This window comes from Nitrosospira sp. Nsp11, from assembly GCF_900142705.1.
Classification (GTDB): domain Bacteria; phylum Pseudomonadota; class Gammaproteobacteria; order Burkholderiales; family Nitrosomonadaceae; genus Nitrosospira.
Genome location: NZ_FRBV01000003.1, coordinates 99619 through 124590, shown reverse-complemented (window position 1 = coordinate 124590; position 24972 = coordinate 99619). Strand labels below are relative to the sequence as shown.

Sequence of the window (24972 nt, the reverse complement as noted above, 5' to 3'; positions counted from 1 at the left end):
CGACCGAGACGGCTGATTTCGGCAGCCAACATTTGTGCTGATCGCATAGCCGCTATGGTTTTTCTTCAGAAGACAAATCGCCAACCGGAATTTGCTGAGGCTCGGCTGTTAGTCGCTTGCCTCGCCGAGCGATCTTGCCGATCATGACAAAAAAGAGCGGTACAAAAAAAATGGCCAGGAATGTGGCAGCCAGCATACCGCCAAACACGCCCGTCCCGATGGAATTCCGGCTCGCCGCTCCTGCCCCGGACGCAACCACAAGGGGAAACACACCCAGGATGAAGGCCATGGAGGTCATGATGATAGGCCGAAAACGAAGCCGTGCCGCTTCGAGCGCGGCATCGATCAGTGGCACGCCCTCGGCGTAGCGTTGGTTCGCAAATTCAACAATCAGGATTGCATTTTTTGCCGTTAGGCCGATCAGCGTTATCAACCCGATTTGAAAATAGATGTCATTCGTTAACCCACGAGTCCATATAGCCAGCAGTGCGCCCAGAACACCGAAAGGTATCGCAAGAATGACTGCGAAGGGAACAGACCAGCTTTCGTACAAGGCAGCCAGTACCAGAAAGACCATGAGCAGAGCGAAGGCAAACACCATGATGGACTGTCCTCCAGCCTTCTGCTCCTGAAAAGATATCCCGCTCCAGTCGATTGTATAGCCGCGCGGTATCAGAATCTCATTTGCTGCTTGTTCCAGCGCTTCCAGCGCCTGCCCCGAGCTGTATCCCGGCGCGGCGCCGCCCAGCACGAGTGCGGTATTGAATCCGTTGAAATGCGTAACCGGATCCGGGCCGCTGCTGAATTCGGTGGACACGACCGAGTCCAGCGGGATCATGGTATGTTCCGTCCCATTCTGGGCGCGCACATATACCTTGCTGATATCGTCCGGGCGGGAACGATACTCCGGTAGCGCCTCTGTTTGCACCCGGTAGACGCGACCGAATTTCACAAAATCGTTTACATACAGATTTCCGAAATAAGCCTGCATGGTATCGAAGACTTCAGAAATGGGCACGCCCAGTGCTTTAGCCCGCTCGCGGTCTACCTGGGCATACAACCGCGGGGTGCTCACGCGAAAATTCGTATTGGCAGCCGCGATCGCCGGATATTCCACCGCCTTGGTTACAAACTCCTGAGCGACAGCGGCGAACTCCGTAAAATCGCCACCGCTGGGGTCTTGCAATTGAAGCGAAAAACCTCCTGTGGAACCAAGACCCGGGATAGAGGGCGCATTAAATGCAAGAATCAAGGCTTCGGGAATTTTGGCAAATTCCCCGAAAGCCGCCGCGATAAGACCCGGGACCTGATCGCTGGGATTGGTGCGTGTATCCCAATGTTGCAGCGGCACGAACATCGTTGCTTGATTCGTGCCCCGCGTGCCGAACACAAAATTCTGGCCCGCCAGGACATCCGTTGAATGGACCGCCGGATTCGCCATGAAATAGCGTTCTATCTTTTTCAAGACTTCGATTGTTCGTGTCTTGGAGGCGCCCTCCGGCAGTTGGACGATGGTAATAAAATAGCCTTGATCTTCTTCCGGAAGGAAACTACCTGGAATGGTCTTGAACAGCCCGAGGATGACGATTGCCAGGGCTCCGAAGATGGCCAGGGCAATCAAGGATCGCTTCAGAATCATCCCGACGGTTCCAACGTAACGGCTCTGTAGCCAGTCAAACGACTGGTTGAAAATATTCCAGAACTTGTTGGCGGAGTCATGGCCCGGCTTGAGAACCAGCGCGCAAAGCGCGGGGCTGAGCGTTAGCGCCACGAACCCGGAAATGGCGACAGACAGGGCAATGGTGATGGCAAACTGTTTATACAGCTCACCGGTGATACCGCCTAAAAAAGCGACCGGAACAAATACGGCAGCCAGTACAAGGACAATTGCAATCACCGGCCCTGTTACTTCATCCATGGCTTTTTTGGCTGCATCCCTGGGGGACAGGCCTCCCTTGGTCATATGCCGCTCGACATTCTCCACCACGACGATGGCATCGTCCACGACGATGCCGATTGCAAGAACCATGCCGAACAGAGTCAGCGTATTAATCGAGAATCCCAGCGCTTCCATCCCGGCCAGGGTTCCGATGAGGGAAATTGGAACGGCGACGGCCGGGATGAGCGTCGCACGCCAGCTCTGAAGAAAAAGAAAGACGACCAGGATGACCAGGAGCGTGGCTTCAATAAGGGTTTTCACCACTTCCTTGATGGAGACATCAATGAATGTGGTCGTGTCATAGGGAATATCGTAGGACACGCCTGCCGGAAAACTTCTCGACAGCTTTTCCACTTCCTGGCGAACGTGTTTGACGGTCTCGAGCGCATTGGCGCCCGGGGAGAGAAAGGTCAGCAGGAACGCATTGGGCTGCCCGTTCCATCGCCCTTCGAGGTCATACGATTGAGCACCGAGTTCCACCCGCGCGATATCCCTCATCCGGACCATGGAACCGTCCGGATACGCTCGAACGATCATATCCTCGAATTCCTTGACCTCGCTCATTCGGCCACGTGTAATGACGGGAATAGTGAGTTCGGTGCCTTTGGGCGTAGGTTCGCGGCCTATCCTCCCGGCGGGGAAATCGCGATTCTGCTCGCGGACCACGGCCGCAACTTCGGTCGGCGTGATATCGAGTTGCGCCATTCGGACAGGATTGAGGATCAACCGCATCGAATAATTTTGCGCACCGAAGATGATGGCGTCGCCGACACCCGGGATTCGTTTGACGTTGTCGAGAACGCGAAGCAGGGCATAGTTCGAGAGAAAAACAGTCTCATGCCTGGGATCGGTCGAGGTCAACATGATGACCGCCAGCAAATCCGGCGACGTCTTTTTTACGGTTACACCCTGGCGGATGACTTCATCGGGCAACTGGGGTTCGGCAAGGCGTTGCCTGTTCTGGGTCTGGACCTGCGCGATATCCACGTCAGTGCCAATCTCGAACGTGAGCCTCATCGTCATGTGCCCATCATTCGTACTGGTGGAGTCGTAGTAGAGGAGATTGTCGATACCGGGAAGCTGTACCTCGATCGGCCGCGCCACGGCTTCTGCGACAACTTCCGCGCTTGCGCCGGGATAATCCGCATCGATCTGCACCATAGGTGGCGTGATTTGCGGAAATTGCGCTATCGGGAGCTTTTGCAAAGACACCAGGCCCAGCACCACAATAATGATGGACAGGACCGAGGCAAAAATTGGACGATCAATAAAAAAATGGGAACTCATGATGCGTTCTGCGTGGGTTTTTCCTCCGGAAGACTATTGGGAGTCTTTCCACCCTGGAATGGGACAGCGGTCACCTGAGCCCCTGGCCGGACCCGATGAAAACCTTCCACCACCACCCGTTCCCCTGGCTGAAGGCCATCGTCGATCAACCACTCGTTTTCATACCACAAGCTAGCTTGAACAGGACGAAGCTCCGCCTTGCCGCCCTCGCCGATCACGTAGACAAACGATCCGGTAGGCATTTGTTGAACGGCTCGCTGCGGGATGAGGATCGCATCGGGCCGGATATACCCCTTGAGGCGAATCTTGACGAACTGCCCCGGATAAAAGTAGGACTGCCCCGGCGCGAAGCCCCCTTCGGGATTAGGAAATGTGAACCGCGTCTGTAGCATCCCTGTCTCGGTCCGCAGGTTGACATCGGCGAAATCAAGCAGGCCTTCTCCTGGATATACGCTCCCATCCGAAAAGGTCATCACACCCCGCAGCTGAAAAATGTCCGGTCTCTCGATCCTGTGCTCGGCAAGATCGCGACGCCGCCGCAGGAGATAGCTTTCCGGGACGCTTACGTTGACGTACATGGGGTCCAATTGATCGATAGTCGTAAGAAGGGTGGTCTGCGCGGAGACCAGCCTTCCTTCGTAGAACTGGCTACGGCCGACTCGGCCGCTTACCGGCGCCGTGATCAGGGTATTATCCATATCGAATTTCGCCTTCACCAGGTCGCTTCGCGCGGCTTCCAGCGCGGCTTTGGCCGCCAGCGTCTCGGCCACGGCATCGTCGACATTTTTTCTGCTGACAGCCTGTTCCTCAAGAAGGGGCCTCACACGGACCAGATCCTGCTCCGCCTGGACAAGTCGCGCCTGAGTCTGGGCCACGCGAGCGTTGGCACTGAGATAAACAGCTTTAAAGGGAACAGGGTCAATGAGATATAACTGTTCACCTTTGCGAATATTCCGGCCTTCGGTAAAAAATATTTTTTGAATGATACCGGTAACCTGTGGCCGAATTTCCACGGGGCGGAAGGCCTCTGTTCGTCCGATAAACTCCGGCTCGTCCGGAATCGTTTGTGTGGTTACGGTAATGACTTCCACTTCAGGGGCAGGCTGGGCTGAGGGTGGCGCTGATTTCTCAGAGCACGCGGCGAGGAGAATCAGGAGTAATCCCACGCTCATGCGAATAACGAGGGTTCCATCCCGGATGACTACTTCTATTAACCGCTGAGTTAGCAGATTCATATACCCCGGCTCTCGGGTTGCCCCGGATAAAAGACAGGTTCCCCAGGGATCGTATTACCGGCGATTGGGTTTTGCCGGAAATTCAGCTCTGGGTAGTCGATAATCGATATTCGTATTGCGGTTTCGGTTGAGACCACGACTGACACATAGCGGGAGGCCATGGGCTATGAATGTCGTATTGTTTCCGCCTGCTGCTCTTGATTCCCGCCGCGCCTCAGCCGCAATTCGCTATGAAGTACGAACTGCCAGCAAATTAAAAAACTAAGCGCTTCCTTGCTTCTTCCATTATGAGTGATCCGCAGCAGGCCAGTGAAGCAATATAAAAACGTAGCGAAGCTTGCGAAGGGTACTGGTACATGAGGATACGTCTGGCCGGTGCTTAAACGTCAAACCTTGCAAGTCTTGCAAAAAGACCGGGTACAAAGAAAATACGTCAAGAACTGAAGGACAGGTAACATTGCTGGCCGGGGCTAAATGGTATCGTGATGCTCGTTTACGATGGCAACCATCCTCCGCCCAAGGCCTTATATAGCTGAATGACAGACACCAGATGCATACGGCGTGTTGCCGAGAGCCCAAACTCGGCATCGAACAGATTGCGCTCGGCAAGAAGCACGTCCACATAGCTGGTAATGCCTCCCTTATAGCGAAGGTCAGCCACACGCAAAGCCGAGCGCAATGCCTCGACCTGTTCCTGCTGCGCCGTACGTTGATCATTGAACGTACGAACAGCCACTAGGGCATCTTCAACCTCCTTGAAGGCCACAAGAATGGTCTGCTCGTATTTGGCCAACACCTGCCTTGCCTGAGCCTCAGTTGCCCGCTGTTCGAACCCCAGGCTTTGCGGATTCAGCAATGGGCCTGCCAAGCCGACGCCCGCCGCTCCAAATTCGCTTCCCGTAACAAGCAGCTTGGACAATGCCGGACTGGCCACGCCCAGAAAACCGGTGATCGAAATTCTGGGAAACCGCGCCGCTTTGGCCATTCCAATCCTGGCGGTTGCTGCTGCCAGCGTCTGTTCTGCTTGCAGGATATCGGGGCGCCGCTGCAAAAGCTCCGAGGGAAGGCCGGCCGGCACCACGGGCGGCAACAGTTGCTCTGTCAATGCAATCCCCCGACCGATCGGTACTGGATTCTTGCCCAGCAATACGCTCAGCTCATTCTCTTTTTGAACCATTTGACGCTCGATCTCCGCCACGCGCGTTGCCGCGTTGGCCCGTTCTGCCTCGAACTGATCCAGATCAAGTCTCGAGATGACGCCGCCGCGTAGTTGTGCCCGGGAGAGGGCGACCGATTCTTCCCAAGACCGCAGTGCGTTTTGCGCAATGCCCAACTGCATGTCGAATTGCAAAAGATCGAAATAGGATTGTGCTACCGAGCTCACCAGTGTGAGGACAACGGCCCGGCGATTTTCTTCGCGCGACATCAAGTCGGCACGAGTGGCTTCGTTGGCGCGGCGGAGCCTGCCCCAGACATCTATTTCCCAAGCCACGTTATTTTGTGCGAAGTAGCTGTACGGTGTGGGAAATCCGGGGAAAAGGAATCCACCGAGAGTGCCGAATGCAGGCGCGTTGATGTTGTATTCGAGCTTCGGGAGCAGGTCAAAACGGCTGATTGCGCTGCGGGCCTCGAGTTCCTCAACGCTTGCCACGGCCTGCTTGAGATCTTTATTTTCCGCTAAAGCCTGCCGGATAAGCTGTTGAAGTACATCATCGTGAAGCAACTCCCACCATGGCAGATTGGCAATGGAGTGCCCTTCATTTTCAGCCATGCGAAACCTGTCAGCGGTGTCGATATGGGGACGGACATAGTCGGGCCCCATGGCGCAAGAGGTCACGACCAGGATCGGGAGTAAGAACAGTATTCTGACCCATGCATTATAGTGGCGCATTTGCCCTTTCCTCTTGTACATGTTGTACATCTTCAGCCGACTTTCCCGGGTTTTTGCGAGTAAGCCATGTGAAGAATAACGGAATGAATATGGTTGCGACAAAAGTCGCAAGCAGCATGCCGCCAAAGACGCCGGTTCCCATTGAGCGGCGTGCGGCGGCCCCGGCCCCGGTCGCGATTACCAGCGGTACGATCCCCAGCACAAAAGCCATGGAAGTCATGACAATAGGGCGAAAACGCAACCGTGCAGCTTCAACCGCGGCTTCTGCAACCGGCATTCCTTCTTTCATTTTCTGGCTGGCGAATTCCACGATCAGGATTGCATTTTTTGCCGCCAGCCCTATAAGTGTAATCAAGCCAACCTGAAAGTAAATATCATTCGGCATCCCGCGTACCAGCACCGCCAGAAGCGCACCTGTCAGCGCAAAGGGCACGGCCATGATAACGGCCAGAGGCAATCCCCAGGTTTCGAATTGCGCAGCCAGAATCAGAAATACCATAATAATGGCAAAACTGAAAGCGAGAGTTGCTGCGGAACCCGTGCGTTTCTCCTGGAAGGCCTGTGCCGTCCAGCTAATCTGATAATTATCCGGCAGGTTTTTTGCCGCGATCTCTTCCACGAGTTTAATGGCGTCACCTGAGCTTACGCCGGGTGCGCCACTTCCCATGATTTTAGCGGCAAGAAGACCATTATAGCGCTCCAGTTGTTCCGCACCGACGATGCTTTTTATCGTGCTCAGCGCCGACATGGGCACCATCGCACCGGATTCGGAACGCACGTACACTCTGCCGAGATCTTCCGGCTTCATACGGTATTGGGGTTCTGCCTGCAGTTGTACGCGATAGGTGCGACCGGACTTGTTAAAATCGTTGATATAGAGCGAACCCATAGTACTCTGCAAGGTGGCATACAGGTCAGCAATTGATACTCCCTGCGAAATCGCCTTGGCCTCATCCACTTCGATAAAAAATTGCGGTACTGTGGGACGGAAGAAAGTATTGATGCCGGCGAGGCGCGGTTCCTGGTTCAATGCGTCGATGAGATTGCTCACGACCCCCGACAATCGCAAGGGGTCCGATCCGCCGCGGGCCTGCACATAAACTTCAAACCCCCCTGCGGTACCCAACCCCCGGATGGCAGGGGGATTAAATGCTATCGCGATGCCGTCAGGCTGCTGCATGCCGATACCGAACAGCTTGTTGACGATATCCTCGGCAGTGGCAATTCTTTCGGACCAATCTTTGAATGTCACGAACATGGTTGCCGAGCTTGTCTTGTTTCCGCCGCCGATAAGATCGTAACCGTTGACCACAAACTGGTGGGAAACTGCCGGGTCTTCTGCAATGGCAGCGCGCACGGCTTCAGCCGTCTGGGTTGTTCGAGACAGCGTTGCGCCGTCAGGCAGAATCGTCGCGGCCACCACATAGCCTTGGTCTTCAGGCGGCACGAAACTCTCGGGAACCGTTTTGCCCAGGTAAATTGCCACGCCGACGATTCCTGCGAATACGAGCGCACCAATAATGGGGTGATGTAATGTCAGGCTGACCGTGTGGGTATAGAAATTGGTCAAGTGCCGGAATCCACCGTTAAATTTTCTGAAGAATGCAGATTCTCCATGAGTGGTTTTCAGGATAATGGCACACAACGCCGGTGTGAGCGTCAACGCTACTATGCCGGAAATTACCACTGCTACCGCAACCGTTACGGCAAACTGGCGATATAGCTCACCGGCAATGCCGCCCATGAAGGCTACAGGCACAAACACTGCACACAGCACTAATACAATGGCTACAACGGCCCGTGAAACCTGCTCCATGGATTTGATGGCAGCTTTCATCGGTGATAATTGTTCCTCGTCCATCAAGCGCTCGATATTTTCCAGCACCACTATCGCATCGTCCACCACAATGCCGATAGACAGCACCATCGCAAACAGCGTAAGCGTGTTGATGGAGAAGCCGAACAACCATAGTCCCGCAAACGAGCCAATGAGAGAGATCGGCACCGCGACAAGGGGAATGAGCGTGGCGCGCCAGCTTTGCAGGAAAAGGTACACAACCAGTATCACCAGTATCATCGCTTCGCCCAGCGTTTTAATGACCTCCCAGATCGAGGCTGTAACGAACAGGCTGGTATCGTAAGGCACTACATAATCCATTCCTTCAGGGAAATGAGTCTTCAATTCCTCCATTTTGGCGACGAGGGCTTCTTTCGTCTCCAGCGCATTTGCACCGGGCTGAAGGAAGATGGGAATGCCCGCGCCCGGTTCGCCATTGAGTGCAGTGCGCACATCGTAACTTTGCGCACCCAGTTCGATGCGGGCTACATCCTTGAGATAAAGTGCGCCGCGCGGCCCATCGGCCCGCAGGATAATATTGCCGAATTGTTCAGGTTCCAGCAGCCGGCCTTTGGCGTTAACGGTATAAATCAGCTGCTGATCCGCAGGTGCAGGTTCCTGTCCTATCTTGCCCGCAGCATATTGAGCGTTTTGAGATCGAATAGCTGCGGCAATATCCGTGGTAGTAACGCCTAATTGAGCCATGCGGTCAGGGCGCAGCCAGATACGCATGGAATAATCCTGTCCCCCGAAAACTATCGCGTCACCCACTCCTTTGGTGCGTTTTAGCTCATCCAGCACGTTAAGCGTCGCATAATTGCTCAGATACAGGGGGTCGTACTTGCCCTTCTCCTTGGAGACGAGCATAAAAACCAGAAGAATGTCGTTGGAACGCTTTTGTATTATCAGGCCGGTGCGGCGGACTTCCTCCGGTAAGCGCGGCAGAGCAATATTTACCTGGTTGCTTACGTTGAAAGTTGCCTGATCGACATCCGTGCCGACTTCGAAGGTCACGGTTATTGTCAGCGTACCGCTCGAATCGGCGCTGGAGCTGAAATACAATAGATCTTCGACACCGCTTAACTGCTCCTCAATCGGTGCAGCGACCGTTTTAGCCAAGGTATCGGCGCTGGCGCCTGGAAAGGTCGCGGTGATCAGCACGGTCGGCGGCGCAATTTGCGGATACTGTGCGATGGGCAATTGCATCGCGGCTGCCAACCCCGCAAGTACGATGATAATGGATACTACGGACGCAAAAATAGGTCGCGTGATGAAGAATCTTGTCATGATGATTTCCGCCTAAGTCTGTTTCTCTGGGTCGGGCCGAGCAGAAGTCTCAGCAGGCGGTGATCCCGGAGCATGGGTCGCCACGGGTGTCTCTGGACGAAGCAGGTTAGGCGCCACAGCGGCTCCGGGGCGAAGCTTGATTATATTGTCGACTATGACTTTATCACCCGCTTTGAGACCGCTCAGGATGACCCACTCCTTGCCCAGCCAATGGCCGGTTACAACCGGTTGCATGGTGGCTTCATTTTTTTCATTGACGATATACACGATATTTCCCAGATCGGACGTCTGCACTGCAACCTGGGGTACGAGAAAAACGCCATCACGTTCGCCGGTGGTTACGCGCGCACGCACAAACTGCCCTGGCAAAAGCCGCTGATCCACGTTTTCGAAAGTTGCGCGCAATTGCTGCGTACCCAGCATTGGATCGATTTCGCTGGCTGCAAAATTCAACTTGCCTTTTTTGGGGTATTCCGAGCCATCCGGCAGTATCAAGGTTACCTGCTGCACGTTTTGTTCATGTAGCGGACCACCGATCTGCGCCAGTTCGTTATCCGATAAACTGAAGCGTACCCAGATCGGCGATAACTGGACAATCGTCGTCAGAAGACTGGTGTTGGCTTCAACCAGCGTTCCCTCGGAAAATTGGAAGCGGCCGGATACTCCGGTCACCGGAGCCGGCACGGAGGTATAAGAGAGATTTAGCTCGGCATCGCGCACGCGAACTTCCGCCTGCTCCAGGGAGGCGTTTGCGATTGCGTTATCGGAGACTGCATTATCGTACTCGCGCTGGCTGACGGCCTGCGTTTCAAGTAGATCGCGCAAGCGCTTTTCTTCGCGCTCCGTCTGTGCAATGCGGGCTTTCTGTTCTGCGAGTTGCGCTTTTGCTTGGGCCAAGGCATTTCTATAGGGTACAGGATCAATCAGGAACATGGGTTGGCCCAGCTTTACCGCCGCCCCCTCTTCATAGAGGCGTTTGAGCAAAATACCGCCGACGCGAGGACGTATCTCGACTTCCTTGGCGCCTTCGGTTTGTGCGACCGCCTCGGCACTGATCGGCACACTAGTGGGTTGTACTTCGATCACGCTTACCGGGAGCGCCATTCCAGCAGGCGGTTGATTGGAGGCCTGATCACTCTTGCCACAAGCGGCCAATGCAATGTTCATGGCAATGCCAATAATAAACGCGATGGTCGCTTTCGAATGCGAAGTCGCCATCAGATTGCCAAGTCTGTTTTTATCATTTTTATAATATTTGGCAGCTGACATCTTTAACCCCACGCAGTAAACGGAAACAGTCAAAAAGAAACATCTTGCATACATTCGTGTATGTATGTAAATTATATACATAAGAAGCACATCAATGTAAATAAATTAATGACTGGAAAAGCAACTGGACCATGGCCCGTAAAACAAAGGAAAATTCGGAATTAACCCGGCAGCGCCTGATCGGGGCGGCGCGCCAGGTATTTCTGACGCGCGGTGTAAGCCGCACAACGATGGAACATATCGCGGTCCAGGCCGGTGTCACGCGGGGTGCGATTTATTGGCACTTCAGTAATAAACTCGATCTGTTTCAGGCCATGCGTGAGCAAGTATTGCTGCCATTGATTGATCGCATGGACGATACTCTGCTGGTCGAAGGTTGTGAAGATGCGCTTACGTGTATAGAAAATTTTTTATGCGGCACTGTTCAATCCCTGGTGGACAGCGTCGAAACGCGCCAGGTATATGAAATCCTGATGATAAAGTGTGAATATGTAGATGAGTTCGCTACTGTTTTGCAGCAAATTTTGTGTAACTGTTCTGATATCGAGGAAAAATTGCGGTTGATTTACGAGCGCGCGGAAGCCCAGGAGCAGCTGCTTCCATTGCGCGATCCTGCTCAGTTGGCGATGGATACGCATCTATTTTTTATCGGACTGTTGCATATGTGGGTAAAAGATACGGATGGCAATCGGTTTCGCCATCAGGCGATTGAGTTGGTAAAAGCCCATATGAATCTCCGTCGCCGCGAGAGTACCCTGACGCAACCTTCCAGTTAGCTGGATTCTCGAGGGACCCTCTCCTGCCAGTTGTTTCTTTTACAAAAATCCGTTTAACAGTGTTCAAGCAAGTTCAAATCATCATCCAGTGACTACAAAAAGAGTCCAGGTGCGCAGCAGCAAATCTAGGGGGAGTGGCGCCAAATGCCGGAATGGGCAGCGCGGTCGAATCCGAGTGAAAAAACCCGGTAGTGGCTGAAGTGGACGATCCGGGGCATCAGGCGTCGTTTGGGTAAATAAGGAGGCAACAAAAGAATATTGCTGAGGTGCGCCCGGGGCGCTTGAACAAACCAAGCGCCCCGGGCGCACCTCAGCAGGCTTTCTGTATTTCTATTTCAGCTTTTCCTTTCTACGGTTTACCATGAAACCCATCAGTCCGAGCCCGGCCAACATCATGGCATATTCGTTGGCTTCCGGAACTGCTGAAACTGCAGCGTCCCCCGTGATTGCCAGTTGGAGGGGAAGCGGGTTTTCGACCCCCACTGTTGTGCTGAAACCAGGGGTGTCAGTTAATTGACCTGCTATATCAGCACCTGCATATGCGATATCTGTACCGAGCACGGCAGATACTCCGGTATTGTTGGTTCCAGCTGCCGATGCGACCCACGCGCTGATCCCGGTAGAGGTTGAGGCATTTGCATCAGCAAAGAGGCTGAGCTTTGGAGCCGTGACATCGCCCTTGGTGATCGCGGTGACAGCGGGTGCACCCACGGTAATCGTGGTTGTATTATCCACCGCTTGTGCAGCGATGACTTCGCTCGTGACGGCGATCGCCGGTGAGCTCAACGTTACCTTGGTTGTGGCTGGCACCGGCATGGTGGCTGCTATGCCAGCATCGAGCGCGGTTAGACCGGATGTGCTGGTTAAAACCTTGGCTCCTGCGGAAACCCCTAAGCGGGTAGATACTCCCAGGTCATTAGAAACTCCCAAATCTATGTCTGCACCGGTAGCAGTTCCCATGTTGGCGGAAGTTCCTAAGCTTGTAGAGGTGCCTAGGTTCGTAGAAGCGCCGGATCCGGCATAAGCGCCTGAGCCTGTGGAACCGCTAAGTCCCGTAGGTGCTCCTAATCCTGCAGAAACTCCTAATCCGCCAGATGCTGACGATTCCGCCGCGAGCCCAAACACCGCAACGAGGGCGAGTACCACCTTTTTCTTATTGATTTTCATAATGCTTATTCTCCAGGTTTTTAATATTGTTTTTGAAAAAAATGAAGCTGCAGCCGGCCAATGGCGTCTAATGAAACAAACACGGCAATAGCGCGGCTATAGGCATAAAAGCAATTTGTATGCCAGAAAATATTAATCTTTAAATCAGTGGATTACAGATATTTTGCCAGTTTTAAGCAAAATTTCGTCCCCCACGGGAGACGCTTGTTCATGTGCTTCAATCAAACACATGAACTATAAGATTTTTTCCTGTCGCCATACCAAGACAGATTTCCGCTTCCTATGCTCCAGAGCGTAAGCGCCACTTCCAAGTGTTTAGAAGTTGAATCAGTTGAGGCAAGAAACCTGCTTATTGCAAAAGGGCAAGGGCAAAAATAAAGAAAGCAAATTCATAATAATTGGCTATGCGCGGTATCCACCCGTGACCAGAATTCGGGTTTGCAGATAGACGCTTTGAACAAAGTGGGGTGTAAACGGATATTCACCGATCAGGGTGTCTGCGGAGCAACTATCGAGCGTCAAAGACTGTCTCGGGCAATTGCCGCGACTGGGAGGGGTGACAGACGTGTCCCGCGCTTATTTGCGGCAGATGTTGACCTTCTGCCGGAGACGTTTTGTTATAGTTGACTAAATCAATCAGGTATCTTATAGTTGACTAAATCAGTCATGTATTGGTAATGACTGAAGTATTGGTAATGACTGAACCGGTTTTTGATCAATATCCCTATTTGATTGAATCACAAGAGTAAAGAGGAGTTTATCATGCGGCTAACAACCAAAGGACGGTTTGCGGTAACGGCACTCCTGGATCTTGCAATGCAGCACAGCGCTCACCCTGTGACGCTCGCCGAAATTAGTCAGCGCCAGCAAATCTCGCTATCTTATCTTGAGCAATTGTTTGCCAAACTGCGCCAGCGCAGGCTCGTCGACAGTGTGCGAGGTCCGGGTGGCGGTTATTGTTTGGCTAAGGACACGGCGCACGTGTCGATTGCGGAGATTATCCTCGCTGTTGACGAACCGATCGACTCGACGCAATGCAGCGGAAAGGAAAATTGTCACAACGATAAAAAGTGCATGACTCACGACTTATGGGTAAAGCTCAATGAACTCATTTTCGATCACCTTGGTGCTGTGACGTTGAAACAGTTGGTTGATGACCAGAAAGCTAGAAGTGATGCAAACAAGGCGAGAGAGAGTGGCGTTATGCAAATGCTCGATATGCGAAACGTAATTCCGTCGGAAAAGGTTGTGCCTGAGCTTGGGCATGCCGCATTTTCGGCGTGATTCCGATCAAGGATCTCCGCCTTTATTCTGGTCACCATATTTTGCGAATGGTAATTGGAGAATAGCATGGCAGTAACATTAACCGAAAACGCAGCCAAACAGATCCGGAAGCAGCTTGCAAAGCGGGGCAAGGGATTGGCGCTGCGCATCGGCTTGAAAAAGGTGGGCTGCTCCGGGTTTGCTTATACATTCGACTATGCTGACGAAATTCTTGCTGGCGATCAGATGTTCGAATCTTATAACGCCAGTGTAGTGGTTGATGCCAGCAGTCTGCCTTTCCTGGATGGTTCCCGTGTGGACTTTGTCAGGGAAGGGCTTAATGATTCGTTCAAATTTGAAAATCCCAACGTCGACAATACATGCGGCTGCGGTGAAAGCTTCAGTTTGAAAGAACCAGCCAAAGTTTAGTTATGTCAAAGATCTGAGAAGTAAAAAAACAAGAGCCGTATACGGAGCGGCAATGCCTTGACGTATCCTCAAGGCAAAACGACATTGGAGCAATCGACATGAGTGCAGTATTACAAAAACTGGTCAATCAGCCTTATAAGCACGGCTTTGTTACCGAGATCGAGTCCGATATCGCGCCAAAAGGGCTTAACGAGGACATTATCCGCCTCATCTCATCAAAGAAAGAGGAGCCCGAATGGCTGCTTGAGTTTCGGCTGAAGGCGTATGAGCAATGGCTCAAGATGGAAGAGCCACGGTGGCCTAACGTCAAGTATCCGAAGATTGATTTTCAGTCAATCAGCTACTACGCGGCGCCGAAGCAGAAAAAGAAGCTGAACAGCATGGACGAGGTTGATCCCGAATTACTGCGCACTTTTGAGAAACTCGGGGTGCCGATGCATGAGCGGGCAGCGCTCGCCGGCGTAGCGGTAGATGTGATTTTCGACAGCGTGTCGGTTGCGACGACCTACAAGCAGAAGCTTGCCGAGGTGGGCATAATATTCTGCTCAATTTCGGAAGCCGTTCATGAGCATCCGGACCTGGTGAAGCAGTATCTTGGTACGGTGGTGCCGGTGGGCGACAATTACTACGCTGCGCTCAATTCCGCCGTTTTTACGGATGGGACATTCTGCTTTATTCCCAAAGGCGTGAAATGCCCCATGGATCTGGCTACGTACTTCCGAATCAATACGGAGGAATCGGGACAATTCGAGCGCACTCTCATTATCGGCGCGGAGGGTTCATCGGTCTCATATCTCGAGGGTTGTACCGCGCCCAAATTCGATACGAATCAATTGCACGCCGCAGTGGTTGAGCTGGTAGCGCTGGACAACGCCGACATCAAATACTCGACAGTGCAAAATTGGTATGCGGGCGACGAAAACGGCATGGGTGGCATTTACAACTTCGTTACCAAGCGTGGCTTGGCCAAGGGCGTTAATTCGCGTATTTCGTGGACTCAAGTTGAAACCGGATCGGCTATTACCTGGAAGTATCCTTCATGTATTCTTCAGGGCGAAAACTCGGTAGGAGAATTTTATTCGGTGGCTGTCACCAATAACTATCAGCAGGCAGATACCGGCACCAAAATGGTTCACATCGGAAAAAATACGCGCAGCACCATAGTCAGCAAGGGTATCTCGGCCGGCCATTCCAATAACAGCTACCGCGGACTGGTCAGAATCGCGCCTACCGCTACTGGGGCGCGTAATTATTCGCAGTGTGATTCAATGCTGATCGGCGACAAATGCGGAGCCCATACCTTTCCTTACATACAGGTTCGCAACCAGGAAGCCAAGGTCGAGCATGAAGCATCAACGTCAAAGATTGGTGAAGACCAACTATTTTACTTTGCCCAGCGTGGTATCGGCAGCGAGGAAGCGGTATCGATGATCATTAATGGATTCTGCAAGGATGTATTTCAACAGTTGCCGATGGAGTTCGCGGTCGAAGCGACCAAGCTGCTCGGATTCAAGCTCGAAGGGAGCGTCGGATGATTTATCAGGATAGCAAAACGTTACTTGAAATACGTGGGCTGCGAGCGACTGTCAACGGTATCGAAATCCTCAAGGGTATAGACCTTACGGTCAAATTCGGTGAAGTGCACGCAATCATGGGCACAAACGGCTCGGGCAAAAGCACCCTTGCAAAGGTGCTGGCCGGCCACGACGCATACCAGGTAACCGGCGGTTCGGTGGCGTTTGAAGGAAATGATCTGTTTGATCTGAAACCGGAGGAACGCGCGCGCGCGGGCGTATTCCTCGCCTTTCAGTATCCGGTCGAGATCCCCGGCGTTGCCAATAGCCACTTTTTGCGTCTCGCCTACAATACTGTACAGGCACAACGCGGGAAGGATGAGCTTGATCCGCTCGAATTTGATGACTTGGTGCGTGAAAAAATGAAATTGCTGGACATGAACCCCGATTTTCTCGATCGTGGCGTCAATGAAGGTTTTTCCGGCGGTGAGAAAAAGCGGAACGAGATATTGCAAATGGCGCTGCTTGAGCCACGGCTGGCGATTCTCGACGAGACCGACTCCGGACTCGACATCGATGCGCTAAGGATCGTCACCAAGGGTGTGAACCGCTTGGCCAACAAGGATAATGCAATCATATTGGTCACCCATTATCAACGCCTTCTTAATTACATCGTGCCGGACTACGTGCACGTAATGGAGGCAGGTCGCATCATCAAGACCGGCGACAAAGAGCTTGCACTCGATCTCGAAAATCGTGGATATGACTGGGTCGGCGCCGAGCAACGTGCTGCGGTCGAGGCATGAGCATGAGCATGGTTACCGGCAACAGCTATCTCGAAAGCTTGCTTCAGGGACAGCCACAACTGCCGCCCAGCCCTCTCGCATGGTTTAATCAGTTGAGAGCAAATGCTGTTGACCGTGCCGGTACATTAAAGGTGCCGACTACTCGGGACGAAGAGTGGCGCTTTACCGATATTTCACCGCTTGCCAAGCTGTCCTTCCAGCCGCTGCGCGGTGCATCGAGGGTGAAAACTGTCGACGTGGAACGTTTCTATCTGGACGAAGCGGCGGTCAGGCTCGTGTTCGTCGATGGCGCATATATGCCGCAGTTTTCAACATCGCCGAATAGGGCCAAGGAGCTCGGTTTGGTAGTCACGGATCTGTCGACGGCTATTGCCACGCATGGCGTGGCAATAGAGCCGCATCTTGGGCGCCATGCCGGGTTTGAGCATAACCTGTTCACCGCACTGAATACCGCGTTTCTCCACGACGGGGCATTGGTCGTGGTACCGCGTGAGACGGCGGCAAGGGAACCGGTGCATGTGTTGTTCATTGCAACACAGCCAGAGGCTGCAAGCCATCCGCGTTGCCTTCTGATTGCCGAATCGGGTAGTTCGGTCACGCTCGTCGAGGATTATGTTACGCTTCATGAAGGCGCGTATGTCACCAATGCGGTGGCAGAAATCGCGCTGGGAGATAATGCCGAGGTCAATCACATCCGGGTGCAGCGAGATAGCATCCACGCGTTTCATATCGCAAACTGTGCGGTATCGCTAGCGCATGCTAGCCGCTATCGATCGGTCAGCGTCGCGCTGGGTGCGCGTATTTCACGATATGATTTGAATGTGCTGCTTGCGGCGGAGGGAGCCGAGTGCACGATTGACGGGCTCGCCTTGATTACGGAACGCCAGCTTGCCGATACCCATTCCAGCATTGATCATGCGGTGCCGAATTGCACAAGCCGCCAGTTACATAAATGCATCGTGGACGGCGCTGCGCACGCCGTGTTCAACGGTAAGATAATAGTACGTCCAGGGGCTCAACATACTGATTCCACGCAATCGAGCCGCAACTTGCTGCTGAGTGGGAAGACGCGTGTCGACACCAAGCCACAGCTTGAAATTTTTGCGGACGACGTAAAGTGCGCGCACGGCGCCACCGTTGGTCAACTCGCCAGTGAGGAGCTGTTTTATCTCAAGAGTCGTGGACTATCCGAGGTAGTGGCGCGCAATCTGCTGACTTACGCGTTTGGCGCCGAAATTATCGATCGCATTTCCATTGCATCCCTCAAGCACCGGCTTGAGCGAACGGTACTTGAGCGGACTCAACGAGATTGACCATGAAGATAATAGATTCCACTCTAAAGCCGCAATTCGCTTCGACGTTCGACATTGACCGCGTTCGCGCTGATTTTCCGATCCTCGAGCTCCAGGTTGAGGGTAAACCACTGGTCTATCTCGACAACGCGGCGTCCAGCCAGATGCCGCAACCGGTAATTGACCGCCTGGTACGCTACCAGACGACCCAGCACGCCAATATCAATCGCGGCGTGCACTATTTATCCGAATTGGCCACTGCGGAATACGAGGGGTCGCGCCGTAGATTGCAACGTTTCATCAACGCGCGCGAAGACAGGGAAGTCATTTTCACCAGTGGCACCACCGATGCGATCAATCTCGTTATGCATGGTTACGGCCGAAAATTCATCGGTGCCGGCGACGAAATCATTCTGACTACACTTGAGCATCATTCCAACATCGTGCCTTGGCAGATGCTCGCGGAAGAGAAGGGCGCGAAGATCCGTGTTGTGCCCATCAACGATGCCGGGGAGCTCCTCATCGATGAATACGAAAAACTGTTTACCGAGCGAACCAAATTCGTAGGTGTGTTGCATGTGTCGAATGCACTGGGTACAGTTAATCCGGTCAAGGAAATGATTGCGTTCGCGCATGCGCGCAATGTACCGGTGCTGATCGATGGCGCGCAGGCCGTGCCGCACATGACGGTGGACGTGCAAGATCTCGACTGCGACTTCTACGCTTTTTCCGGCCACAAGCTATGCGGACCAACGGGCATAGGGGTGCTCTACGGCAAAGCTGAGCTACTTGAGCGCATGCAGCCATTCAAGGGCGGCGGAGACATGATTTTGTCGGTAACTTTCGAAAAAACCACATACAATTCCATACCGCACAAATTTGAAGCAGGTACACCGCCGATCGCAGCTGCGATCGGACTCGGCGCCGCGGTTGATTATTTATCCTCGATCGGTTTGGACGCAATCGCCGCGTACGAGCTTGATCTTCTCAACTATGCGACTGAACAGATAAGCTGTATGCCGGGCGTGCGTATTATCGGCACGGCTGCAATGAAGACCGCGGTACTGTCGTTTGAGGTCGAGGGCGTGCATCCGCATGATATCGGCACGCTCCTGAATCAGGAAGGGGTCGCGGTACGGACCGGGCACCATTGCGTACAGCCGGTAATGCTGCGCCTCAAGGTACCCGCGACGACACGTGCTTCGTTTGCTTTTTACAATACGATGGCCGAGGTGGATGCATTTATCGCGGGCCTTCGCACCGTGCAAAAAATTTTCATGTAATGAACACGAAATCACTCTATCAGGAAGTTATTCTCGACCACAACAAGAAGCCCCGTAATTATGGCACGCTTGATAAAGCAAGCCACCATGCGGTTGGCCATAACCCATTATGCGGCGATCACCTCGACATTGCGCTAAACCTCGAGGGAGAGCGCATTGACGGCATTGCATTCCACGGTGAATCATGCGCGATCTGCAAGGCATCGGCTTCGATGATGACCACCGTCGTGAAAGGCAAAACACGCGCGGATGCAGAGACGCTGATCAAGGAGTTTCGTGATATGGCGACCGGCACGCTCGATCTCGAGGGCCAGCATCATCTGGGGCGGCTCACCGTGTTTGCAGGCGTGCGTGATCTGCCAACGCGTGTAAAATGCGCGATTTTGCCGTGGCATACGCTGCATGCTGCGCTCAATGCCGTGACCACTATCTCGACCGAGTCCGAGGATGACCCGATGCATGCTCCAATAGGTGATGCTTGAACCTGAATCCGGTAGTTGACCGCCTCCACTTCATCCGTCCAAATACCTGATTTAGGTTGAAAGGAACAGGAAATGCCAAAAATAGCGGAAATAGAAGGCACCCCAAATCGAAACGCGCTGAAGTTCATCCTGAAGGAGCCATTGACCTGGGGGGTGACATGTTCGTATGACAATGCCGAGCAGGCGAAAGACGATCCACTTGCCTCGGCATTGTTCGACATCGATCATGTGACTAACGTATTTTATGTCGATCGCTGGATCACGGTAACGCAAGACGGCGGCGCCGACTGGCAAGACCTTGCACGCGAGGTGGCCGATCCCATCCGCGCCGCGCCCGCGGCCGATGCGCAATCAGCCGCAACAGTAGCTGCGGCAACCAGTGCGATTGCCGGTTTAAGTCCGGAGGACCAGCAGCGGCTCGATACTATCAATGTCATGCTCGACGAGGAGGTTCGTCCTTATCTCCAAAATGACGGCGGCGACCTGCATGTGCTCGGGCTCGATGGCAACAAGCTTAGCGTTCATTATCAAGGTGCTTGCGGCACCTGCCCGAGCTCGATCTCAGGCACGTTGCGAGGTATTCAGAATATGCTGAGATCAATAGAACCCGATATCGAAGTTGTCGCGCTATAAAGACTGGGCGCCACGTGCTTTGCAGTATGTAGGTTCTTCCTCGTTTTGCTGCTCCAAGATGCGTTTTCGATGATATTCCTTTTCATCCGGGCATGCTCGGCTATGGTATGCTCGATTTCTGCATGGCAGGGTGCTGGCCTACCGGCACCCAATGAACTAATCGGCTGCTGCGTTTTTTTTGCTGTTTTTTACGGCTCTTGCAGAGCGGGTCGCCCGGTTTTCGCGGCAGATTGCCCGTGCTTGCTCTCGCGCCATACATTATCCCCCGACCTCATATAGATGCCAGGTTCAGGCTAAGAAGAATCAGAGATGCTCTGGATAAAATCGCTACACATCATTTTCATGGTGACCTGGTTTGCAGGATTGTTTTATTTGCCGCGTCTGTTTGTCTATCATGCGATGAGCGATGACCCACCAGGCATCAAGCGCTTCAAGGTGATGGAGCGCAAACTTTATTATGGGATCATGACGCCTGGCGCAGTGCTGACAATTCTCTTTGGTCTTTGGCTCTGGCTGGGTTATGGAATTTCTGGCGGCTGGTTGCATGCAAAACTTGCACTCGTCATCGTGCTGATCGCGTATCACCTCTACTGCGGAAAACTGCTCGCCGATTTCAAGTATGATCGCAATCGGCGCGGCCATGTTTATTACCGGTGGTTTAATGAATTTCCGGTGGCGATCCTGATTGCAGTGGTAATCCTGGTTGTGGTTAAGCCATTTTGAAAGATTGCTTGCTATTCCATGATGAGTTCCGCCCAACAAAAACCTGTTGATCATCAGGTAGACAAGAATAGAAATCGTGCTTCGAGAACCGCTAAACCATGCAAACAATCACGGTAGATTTTGCCTCTACGCCAAGTAAGCGTAGTTACCCGATACATATCGGCAATGGGGTTCTGAGCCATTCCGAAATTATCCTGGACCATTTGCCGCGAAAGCGCGCCGCAATCGTCACAAACACTACGGTAGCGCCCCTTTATATGGAAAAGCTGCGCAGCGTGCTGGAAGGCCAAGGCGTGGCGACCGTACCCATCGTTCTCCCCGACGGGGAAGAGCACAAGAATTGGCGGACGCTGAACTCCATATTCGATGCGCTTCTTGGTCACCGCTGTGAGCGAAGCACGCCCATCATCGCCCTTGGCGGCGGAGTCGTGGGTGATTTGGCCGGGTTTGCCGCCGCGACATATTTGCGGGGAGTGCCGTTTATTCAAATTCCAACGACACTTCTGGCACAGGTCGATTCTTCGGTAGGCGGTAAGACCGGTATCAATCATCCGCTTGGCAAAAATATGATCGGCGCTTTTTATCAGCCCCGGGTCGTACTGGCAGACACAGCAACGCTTGATACGTTGCCGGAAAGGGAATTGCGCGCAGGCATTGCCGAGATCATCAAATACGGCCTTATCCGCGACCCCGGCTTTCTGGAGTGGCTAGAACAGAATATGGCCAAGCTCCTTATCCGCGACGCTGATGTGCTGGTCGAGGCAATACGCCGAAGTTGCGTAAACAAGGCGGAGGTTGTGCAAGCCGACGAACGCGAAAGCGGTGGTCGCGCATTACTCAACCTAGGGCATACTTTTGGTCACGCCATCGAAAATGCGATGGGTTACGGTGTCTGGTTGCATGGCGAAGCAGTTGCAGCCGGTACGATGCTGGCTGCGGAACTATCCAGGCGCATGGGAATGATCGGTGAGGCCGAGGTAGAGCGAATCCGGAAAATTTATGCGCAAGCAGGGCTTTCTGCTATAGCGCCCGCTCTCGGTCCCGAAACATACCTGCGCTTGATGGGACTGGACAAGAAGGTAGAGGGAGGGAATATGCGTTTCATTTTACTGCGGCATATAGGCGAGGCCGTGCTCCATTCGGATGTACCGGCGGATATATTGACTGAAACTCTTGTGGAATGTACTGCCAATGCATGAGCTGGCGCCTTATGCGGTAACGCCGGCCAGTTCGCGCGGCCGTCGCATCGCGGAAGAATCAGCGCCAGGACGTACCGCCTTCCAGCGTGATCGCGATCGCATCATTCATTCCACCGCGTTTCGCAGGCTTGTATACAAAACTCAGGTTTTCGTAAATCACGAAGGCGACCTGTTCCGCACGCGTTTGACGCACAGCCTGGAAGTGGCGCAAATCGGCCGTTCGGTGGCGCGCAATTTGAATCTCAACGAAGACCTGGTAGAAGCTATTGCCTTGGCGCACGACCTCGGCCATACGCCATTCGGTCACGCCGGGCAGGAAGCGCTGAACGACTGCATGAAAGATTACGGCGGCTTTGAGCACAACTTGCAATCTCTGCGTGTGGTAGATGTGCTGGAAGAGCGTTACGGCGCATTTGACGGCCTGAACCTGTGCTTCGAAACTCGTGAAGGCATCCTCAAGCACTGCGCCAGAAAGAATGCCGTTAAACTTGGAGATGTGGGCGAGCGTTTCCTTTCGGATCAGCGACCGTCACTGGAAGCACAACTGGCCAATCTTGCCGATGAAATTGCCTACAACAACCACGACGTAGACGACGGTTTGCGCTCCGGCCTGATTACCCAGGAGCAACTTGCGGAAGTCAAAATATTCGATCGGCATTTATCGATGGCAAGAAGTCATTACCCTGACATCTCGGGACGGCGTCTGGTTCATGAAACCGTTCGACGCATGATCAATACGCTGGTGGGGGATTTGATCAGTCAAAGCGCCGCCAATATCGCGGATACCCGTCCGGATAGTCTTGAGGCTGTGCGGGCGGCTCCATCCCTGATTGGTTTCAGCAAGGGAATCTGGCAGGAACAACAGGAACTGAAAAAATTTCTGCGTGATTATCTGTACCGGCACTACAAAGTGGCGCGCATGAGCGCCAAGGCGCGACACACGATCCAGGCACTCTTCAAGGCGTTTTGCTCGGATATCCGGCTGCTTCCTCCAGTATTTCAGTCAAAGTATCATCACGATAAGCATCAGGCGGTGGCCGATTATATTGCCGGCATGACCGATCGTTATGCAATTCGGGAATATAGACGGTTATTTGCCATCGAGGAGAGCTGACGCTTCTACTATGCGTTTGCTGCTACTATGTCTTTAACATCTTTTATTCATTTCATTTGCTGCCTATTTGGGGTCACCGTAAAGGCTGGCGCCGGCAAGGATAAAGTTCCGCCACAATCGCCACTTGCTGGCGACCATGTACCCGGAAGCCAATAGCTGATAACATTAACAAGTTAAGCCCGCGAACAATCTGTCCTCAGGAAGATGAGTTCCAACGGGGTATGATCCGGGACACAAGCTGTTACCCGGGAACTGGCGCATAAACGATGCTGTTTCTTGCTGAGTTTGTACGATTAAACTGGAGCCGATGACAAGATTGAAGAACGATACCCTGCTGCGGGCTCTCCTGCGGCAACCTACTGAATATACACCGGTGTGGCTGATGCGCCAGGCTGGGCGATATTTGCCCGAGTACAACCAGACGCGCGCTCGTGCCGGCAACTTTCTCGCTCTTTGCAAAAATCCGGATTTCGCGACTGAAGTTACGATGCAGCCTCTGGCGCGATTCCCGCTGGATGCTGCAATATTGTTTTCGGACATTCTAACTATCCCCGATGCGATGGGGTTGGGGCTCTATTTCTCCGATGGCGAGGGGCCCAAGTTCGAGCGACCCTTACGTGAAGAATGGGAGATTCGTGCGCTTACGGTACCTGATCCCGAGGTACACCTGCGTTACGTAATGGATGCGGTCTCTCAAATCCGAAGGACGTTGGACAACCGGGTTCCGCTGATCGGCTTTTCCGGCAGTCCTTTCACGCTTGCCTGTTATATGGTGGAGGGTTGCGGCGGTACCGATTTCCGCCAGATCAAAACCATGTTGTACCGGCGACCGGATCTGTTGCATCACATTCTCGATATTACCGCGCAGGCTGCAACCGCTTATCTGAATGCACAAATCGAATCCGGCGCCCAAGCGGTGATGATTTTTGATACTTGGGGCGGTGCCTTGTCTCACGCAGCCTATCGGGAATTTTCTTTGCGCTATATCAGTCAGATACTGGCGGGACTAAAGCGCGAGCATGGTGGTGAGCGCGTGCCTAACATCGTTTTTACGAAGGGTGGCGGGCTATGGCTGGAGAGCATTGCGGATAGTGGTTGCGATGCGGTTGGACTCGACTGGACCGTAGATATCGCCGAGGCACGCCGACGGGTTGGACACAAAGTTGCCTTGCAAGGAAATATTGATCCCGCAGTGCTGTTTTCCACACCGGAAGTGATTGCTGCTGAAGTGGAAAAAATTCTTTCCGGTTACGGAAAAGGCAACGGCCATGTTTTCAATCTTGGCCATGGCATTTCGCAGTTTACTCCACCGGAGAATGCCCTGACCTTGGTGGAAGCAGTTCATGCCCTCAGCCGCAAATATCGCTAATACGCAATTTTATAAATAAAAAAGGCATTAAATACCAACAAAACATATCGAACTGTGCTAGATTCTCAACGAACCCCGAGCCAAGTTAAGCGCGAGTAGCGATTTTGGGTCGATGTTGATTTCCGTCGGAATCAGCTATATTTTTCAAATCGGGCATATTTTTAGGGTGTTGTTAAA

The 24972-nt window shown here is 53.1% G+C and carries 20 protein-coding genes; 14 read left to right on the top strand and 6 right to left on the bottom strand.

Going from position 1 to position 24972, the window contains the following annotated elements; translation table 11 throughout:
• Positions 1–52: 52 nt before the first annotated feature.
• The 5 genes from BUA28_RS05890 to BUA28_RS05870 form a co-directional block, all read right to left on the bottom strand.
• Positions 53–3226 carry a multidrug efflux RND transporter permease subunit gene (locus tag BUA28_RS05890; RefSeq protein ID WP_072767198.1) on the bottom strand — a complete coding sequence of 1058 codons (3174 nt, stop codon included), beginning with the start codon at positions 3224–3226 and terminating at the stop codon, positions 53–55.
• Positions 3223–4461, bottom strand: a complete 1239-nt coding sequence (locus BUA28_RS05885; protein WP_072767197.1) for an efflux RND transporter periplasmic adaptor subunit — start codon at positions 4459–4461, stop codon at positions 3223–3225. The genes BUA28_RS05890 and BUA28_RS05885 overlap by 4 nt, the downstream gene beginning before the upstream one ends.
• A 493-nt stretch (positions 4462–4954) precedes the next feature.
• Positions 4955–6352: an efflux transporter outer membrane subunit gene (locus BUA28_RS05880; protein WP_072767196.1), complete on the bottom strand. Its 1398-nt coding sequence runs from the start codon at positions 6350–6352 to the stop codon at positions 4955–4957.
• Positions 6339–9476, bottom strand: a complete 3138-nt coding sequence (locus BUA28_RS05875) for an efflux RND transporter permease subunit (RefSeq protein ID WP_072767195.1) — start codon at positions 9474–9476, stop codon at positions 6339–6341. The genes BUA28_RS05880 and BUA28_RS05875 overlap by 14 nt, the downstream gene beginning before the upstream one ends.
• 12 nt (positions 9477–9488) lie before the next feature.
• Positions 9489–10694: an efflux RND transporter periplasmic adaptor subunit gene (locus BUA28_RS05870; RefSeq protein ID WP_256325266.1), complete on the bottom strand. Its 1206-nt coding sequence runs from the start codon at positions 10692–10694 to the stop codon at positions 9489–9491.
• A gap of 182 nt (positions 10695–10876) precedes the next feature.
• Between BUA28_RS05870 and BUA28_RS05865 the strand changes: the two genes are divergently transcribed.
• Positions 10877–11521, top strand: coding sequence for a TetR family transcriptional regulator (locus BUA28_RS05865; protein ID WP_072767193.1), 645 nt, complete (start codon positions 10877–10879; stop codon positions 11519–11521).
• A 330-nt stretch (positions 11522–11851) separates the two neighbouring features.
• Here the strand turns inward: BUA28_RS05865 and BUA28_RS16215 are convergent, their stop codons facing one another.
• Complete coding sequence (locus BUA28_RS16215) at positions 11852–12688, bottom strand: hypothetical protein (RefSeq protein ID WP_072767192.1); 837 nt, start codon at positions 12686–12688, stop codon at positions 11852–11854.
• A gap of 387 nt (positions 12689–13075) precedes the next feature.
• Between BUA28_RS16215 and BUA28_RS05855 the strand changes: the two genes are divergently transcribed.
• The 13 genes from BUA28_RS05855 to hemE all read left to right on the top strand — a co-directional run bounded on the left by BUA28_RS05855 (position 13076) and on the right by hemE (position 24795).
• The gene (locus tag BUA28_RS05855; RefSeq protein WP_083569893.1) at positions 13076–13315 is read left to right on the top strand and encodes a recombinase family protein; all 240 of its coding nucleotides are present in this window, start codon (positions 13076–13078) and stop codon (positions 13313–13315) included.
• 135 nt (positions 13316–13450) lie between these two features.
• Positions 13451–13972 (top strand): Rrf2 family transcriptional regulator, encoded by a 522-nt coding sequence (locus BUA28_RS05850; protein ID WP_072767190.1) that lies wholly within the window; start codon positions 13451–13453, stop codon positions 13970–13972.
• A gap of 66 nt (positions 13973–14038) precedes the next feature.
• Entirely contained in the window at positions 14039–14380 is a 342-nt protein-coding gene (locus BUA28_RS05845) for a HesB/IscA family protein (protein WP_072767189.1), read from the top strand.
• A gap of 98 nt (positions 14381–14478) precedes the next feature.
• Positions 14479–15915, top strand: a complete 1437-nt coding sequence (gene sufB, locus BUA28_RS05840) for a Fe-S cluster assembly protein SufB (protein WP_072767188.1) — start codon at positions 14479–14481, stop codon at positions 15913–15915.
• Complete coding sequence (gene sufC, locus BUA28_RS05835; protein ID WP_072767187.1) at positions 15912–16700, top strand: Fe-S cluster assembly ATPase SufC; 789 nt, start codon at positions 15912–15914, stop codon at positions 16698–16700. Before sufB ends, sufC begins: the two co-directional genes overlap by 4 nt.
• Positions 16701–16702: 2 nt before the next feature.
• Positions 16703–18013, top strand: coding sequence for a Fe-S cluster assembly protein SufD (sufD, locus tag BUA28_RS05830; RefSeq protein WP_072767307.1), 1311 nt, complete (start codon positions 16703–16705; stop codon positions 18011–18013).
• Between the two features lie 2 nt (positions 18014–18015).
• Entirely contained in the window at positions 18016–19275 is a 1260-nt protein-coding gene (locus BUA28_RS05825; protein WP_072767186.1) for a cysteine desulfurase, read from the top strand.
• Complete coding sequence (sufU, locus tag BUA28_RS05820; protein ID WP_072767185.1) at positions 19275–19757, top strand: Fe-S cluster assembly sulfur transfer protein SufU; 483 nt, start codon at positions 19275–19277, stop codon at positions 19755–19757. Before BUA28_RS05825 ends, sufU begins: the two co-directional genes overlap by 1 nt.
• A 72-nt stretch (positions 19758–19829) precedes the next feature.
• Complete coding sequence (locus tag BUA28_RS05815) at positions 19830–20390, top strand: NifU family protein (RefSeq protein WP_072767184.1); 561 nt, start codon at positions 19830–19832, stop codon at positions 20388–20390.
• Between the two features lie 309 nt (positions 20391–20699).
• A complete protein-coding gene (hemJ, locus tag BUA28_RS05810; protein ID WP_072767183.1) occupies positions 20700–21113 on the top strand; it encodes a protoporphyrinogen oxidase HemJ in 414 nt (137 codons plus the stop codon).
• 98 nt (positions 21114–21211) lie between these two features.
• A complete protein-coding gene (gene aroB, locus BUA28_RS05805) occupies positions 21212–22312 on the top strand; it encodes a 3-dehydroquinate synthase (protein WP_072767182.1) in 1101 nt (366 codons plus the stop codon).
• On the top strand, positions 22305–23426 hold the full coding sequence (locus tag BUA28_RS05800; RefSeq protein WP_072767181.1) for a deoxyguanosinetriphosphate triphosphohydrolase: 1122 nt from the start codon (positions 22305–22307) through the stop codon (positions 23424–23426). The genes aroB and BUA28_RS05800 overlap by 8 nt, the downstream gene beginning before the upstream one ends.
• 307 nt (positions 23427–23733) lie before the next feature.
• A complete protein-coding gene (gene hemE / locus BUA28_RS05795; RefSeq protein WP_072767180.1) occupies positions 23734–24795 on the top strand; it encodes a uroporphyrinogen decarboxylase in 1062 nt (353 codons plus the stop codon).
• Positions 24796–24972 lie beyond the last annotated feature (177 nt).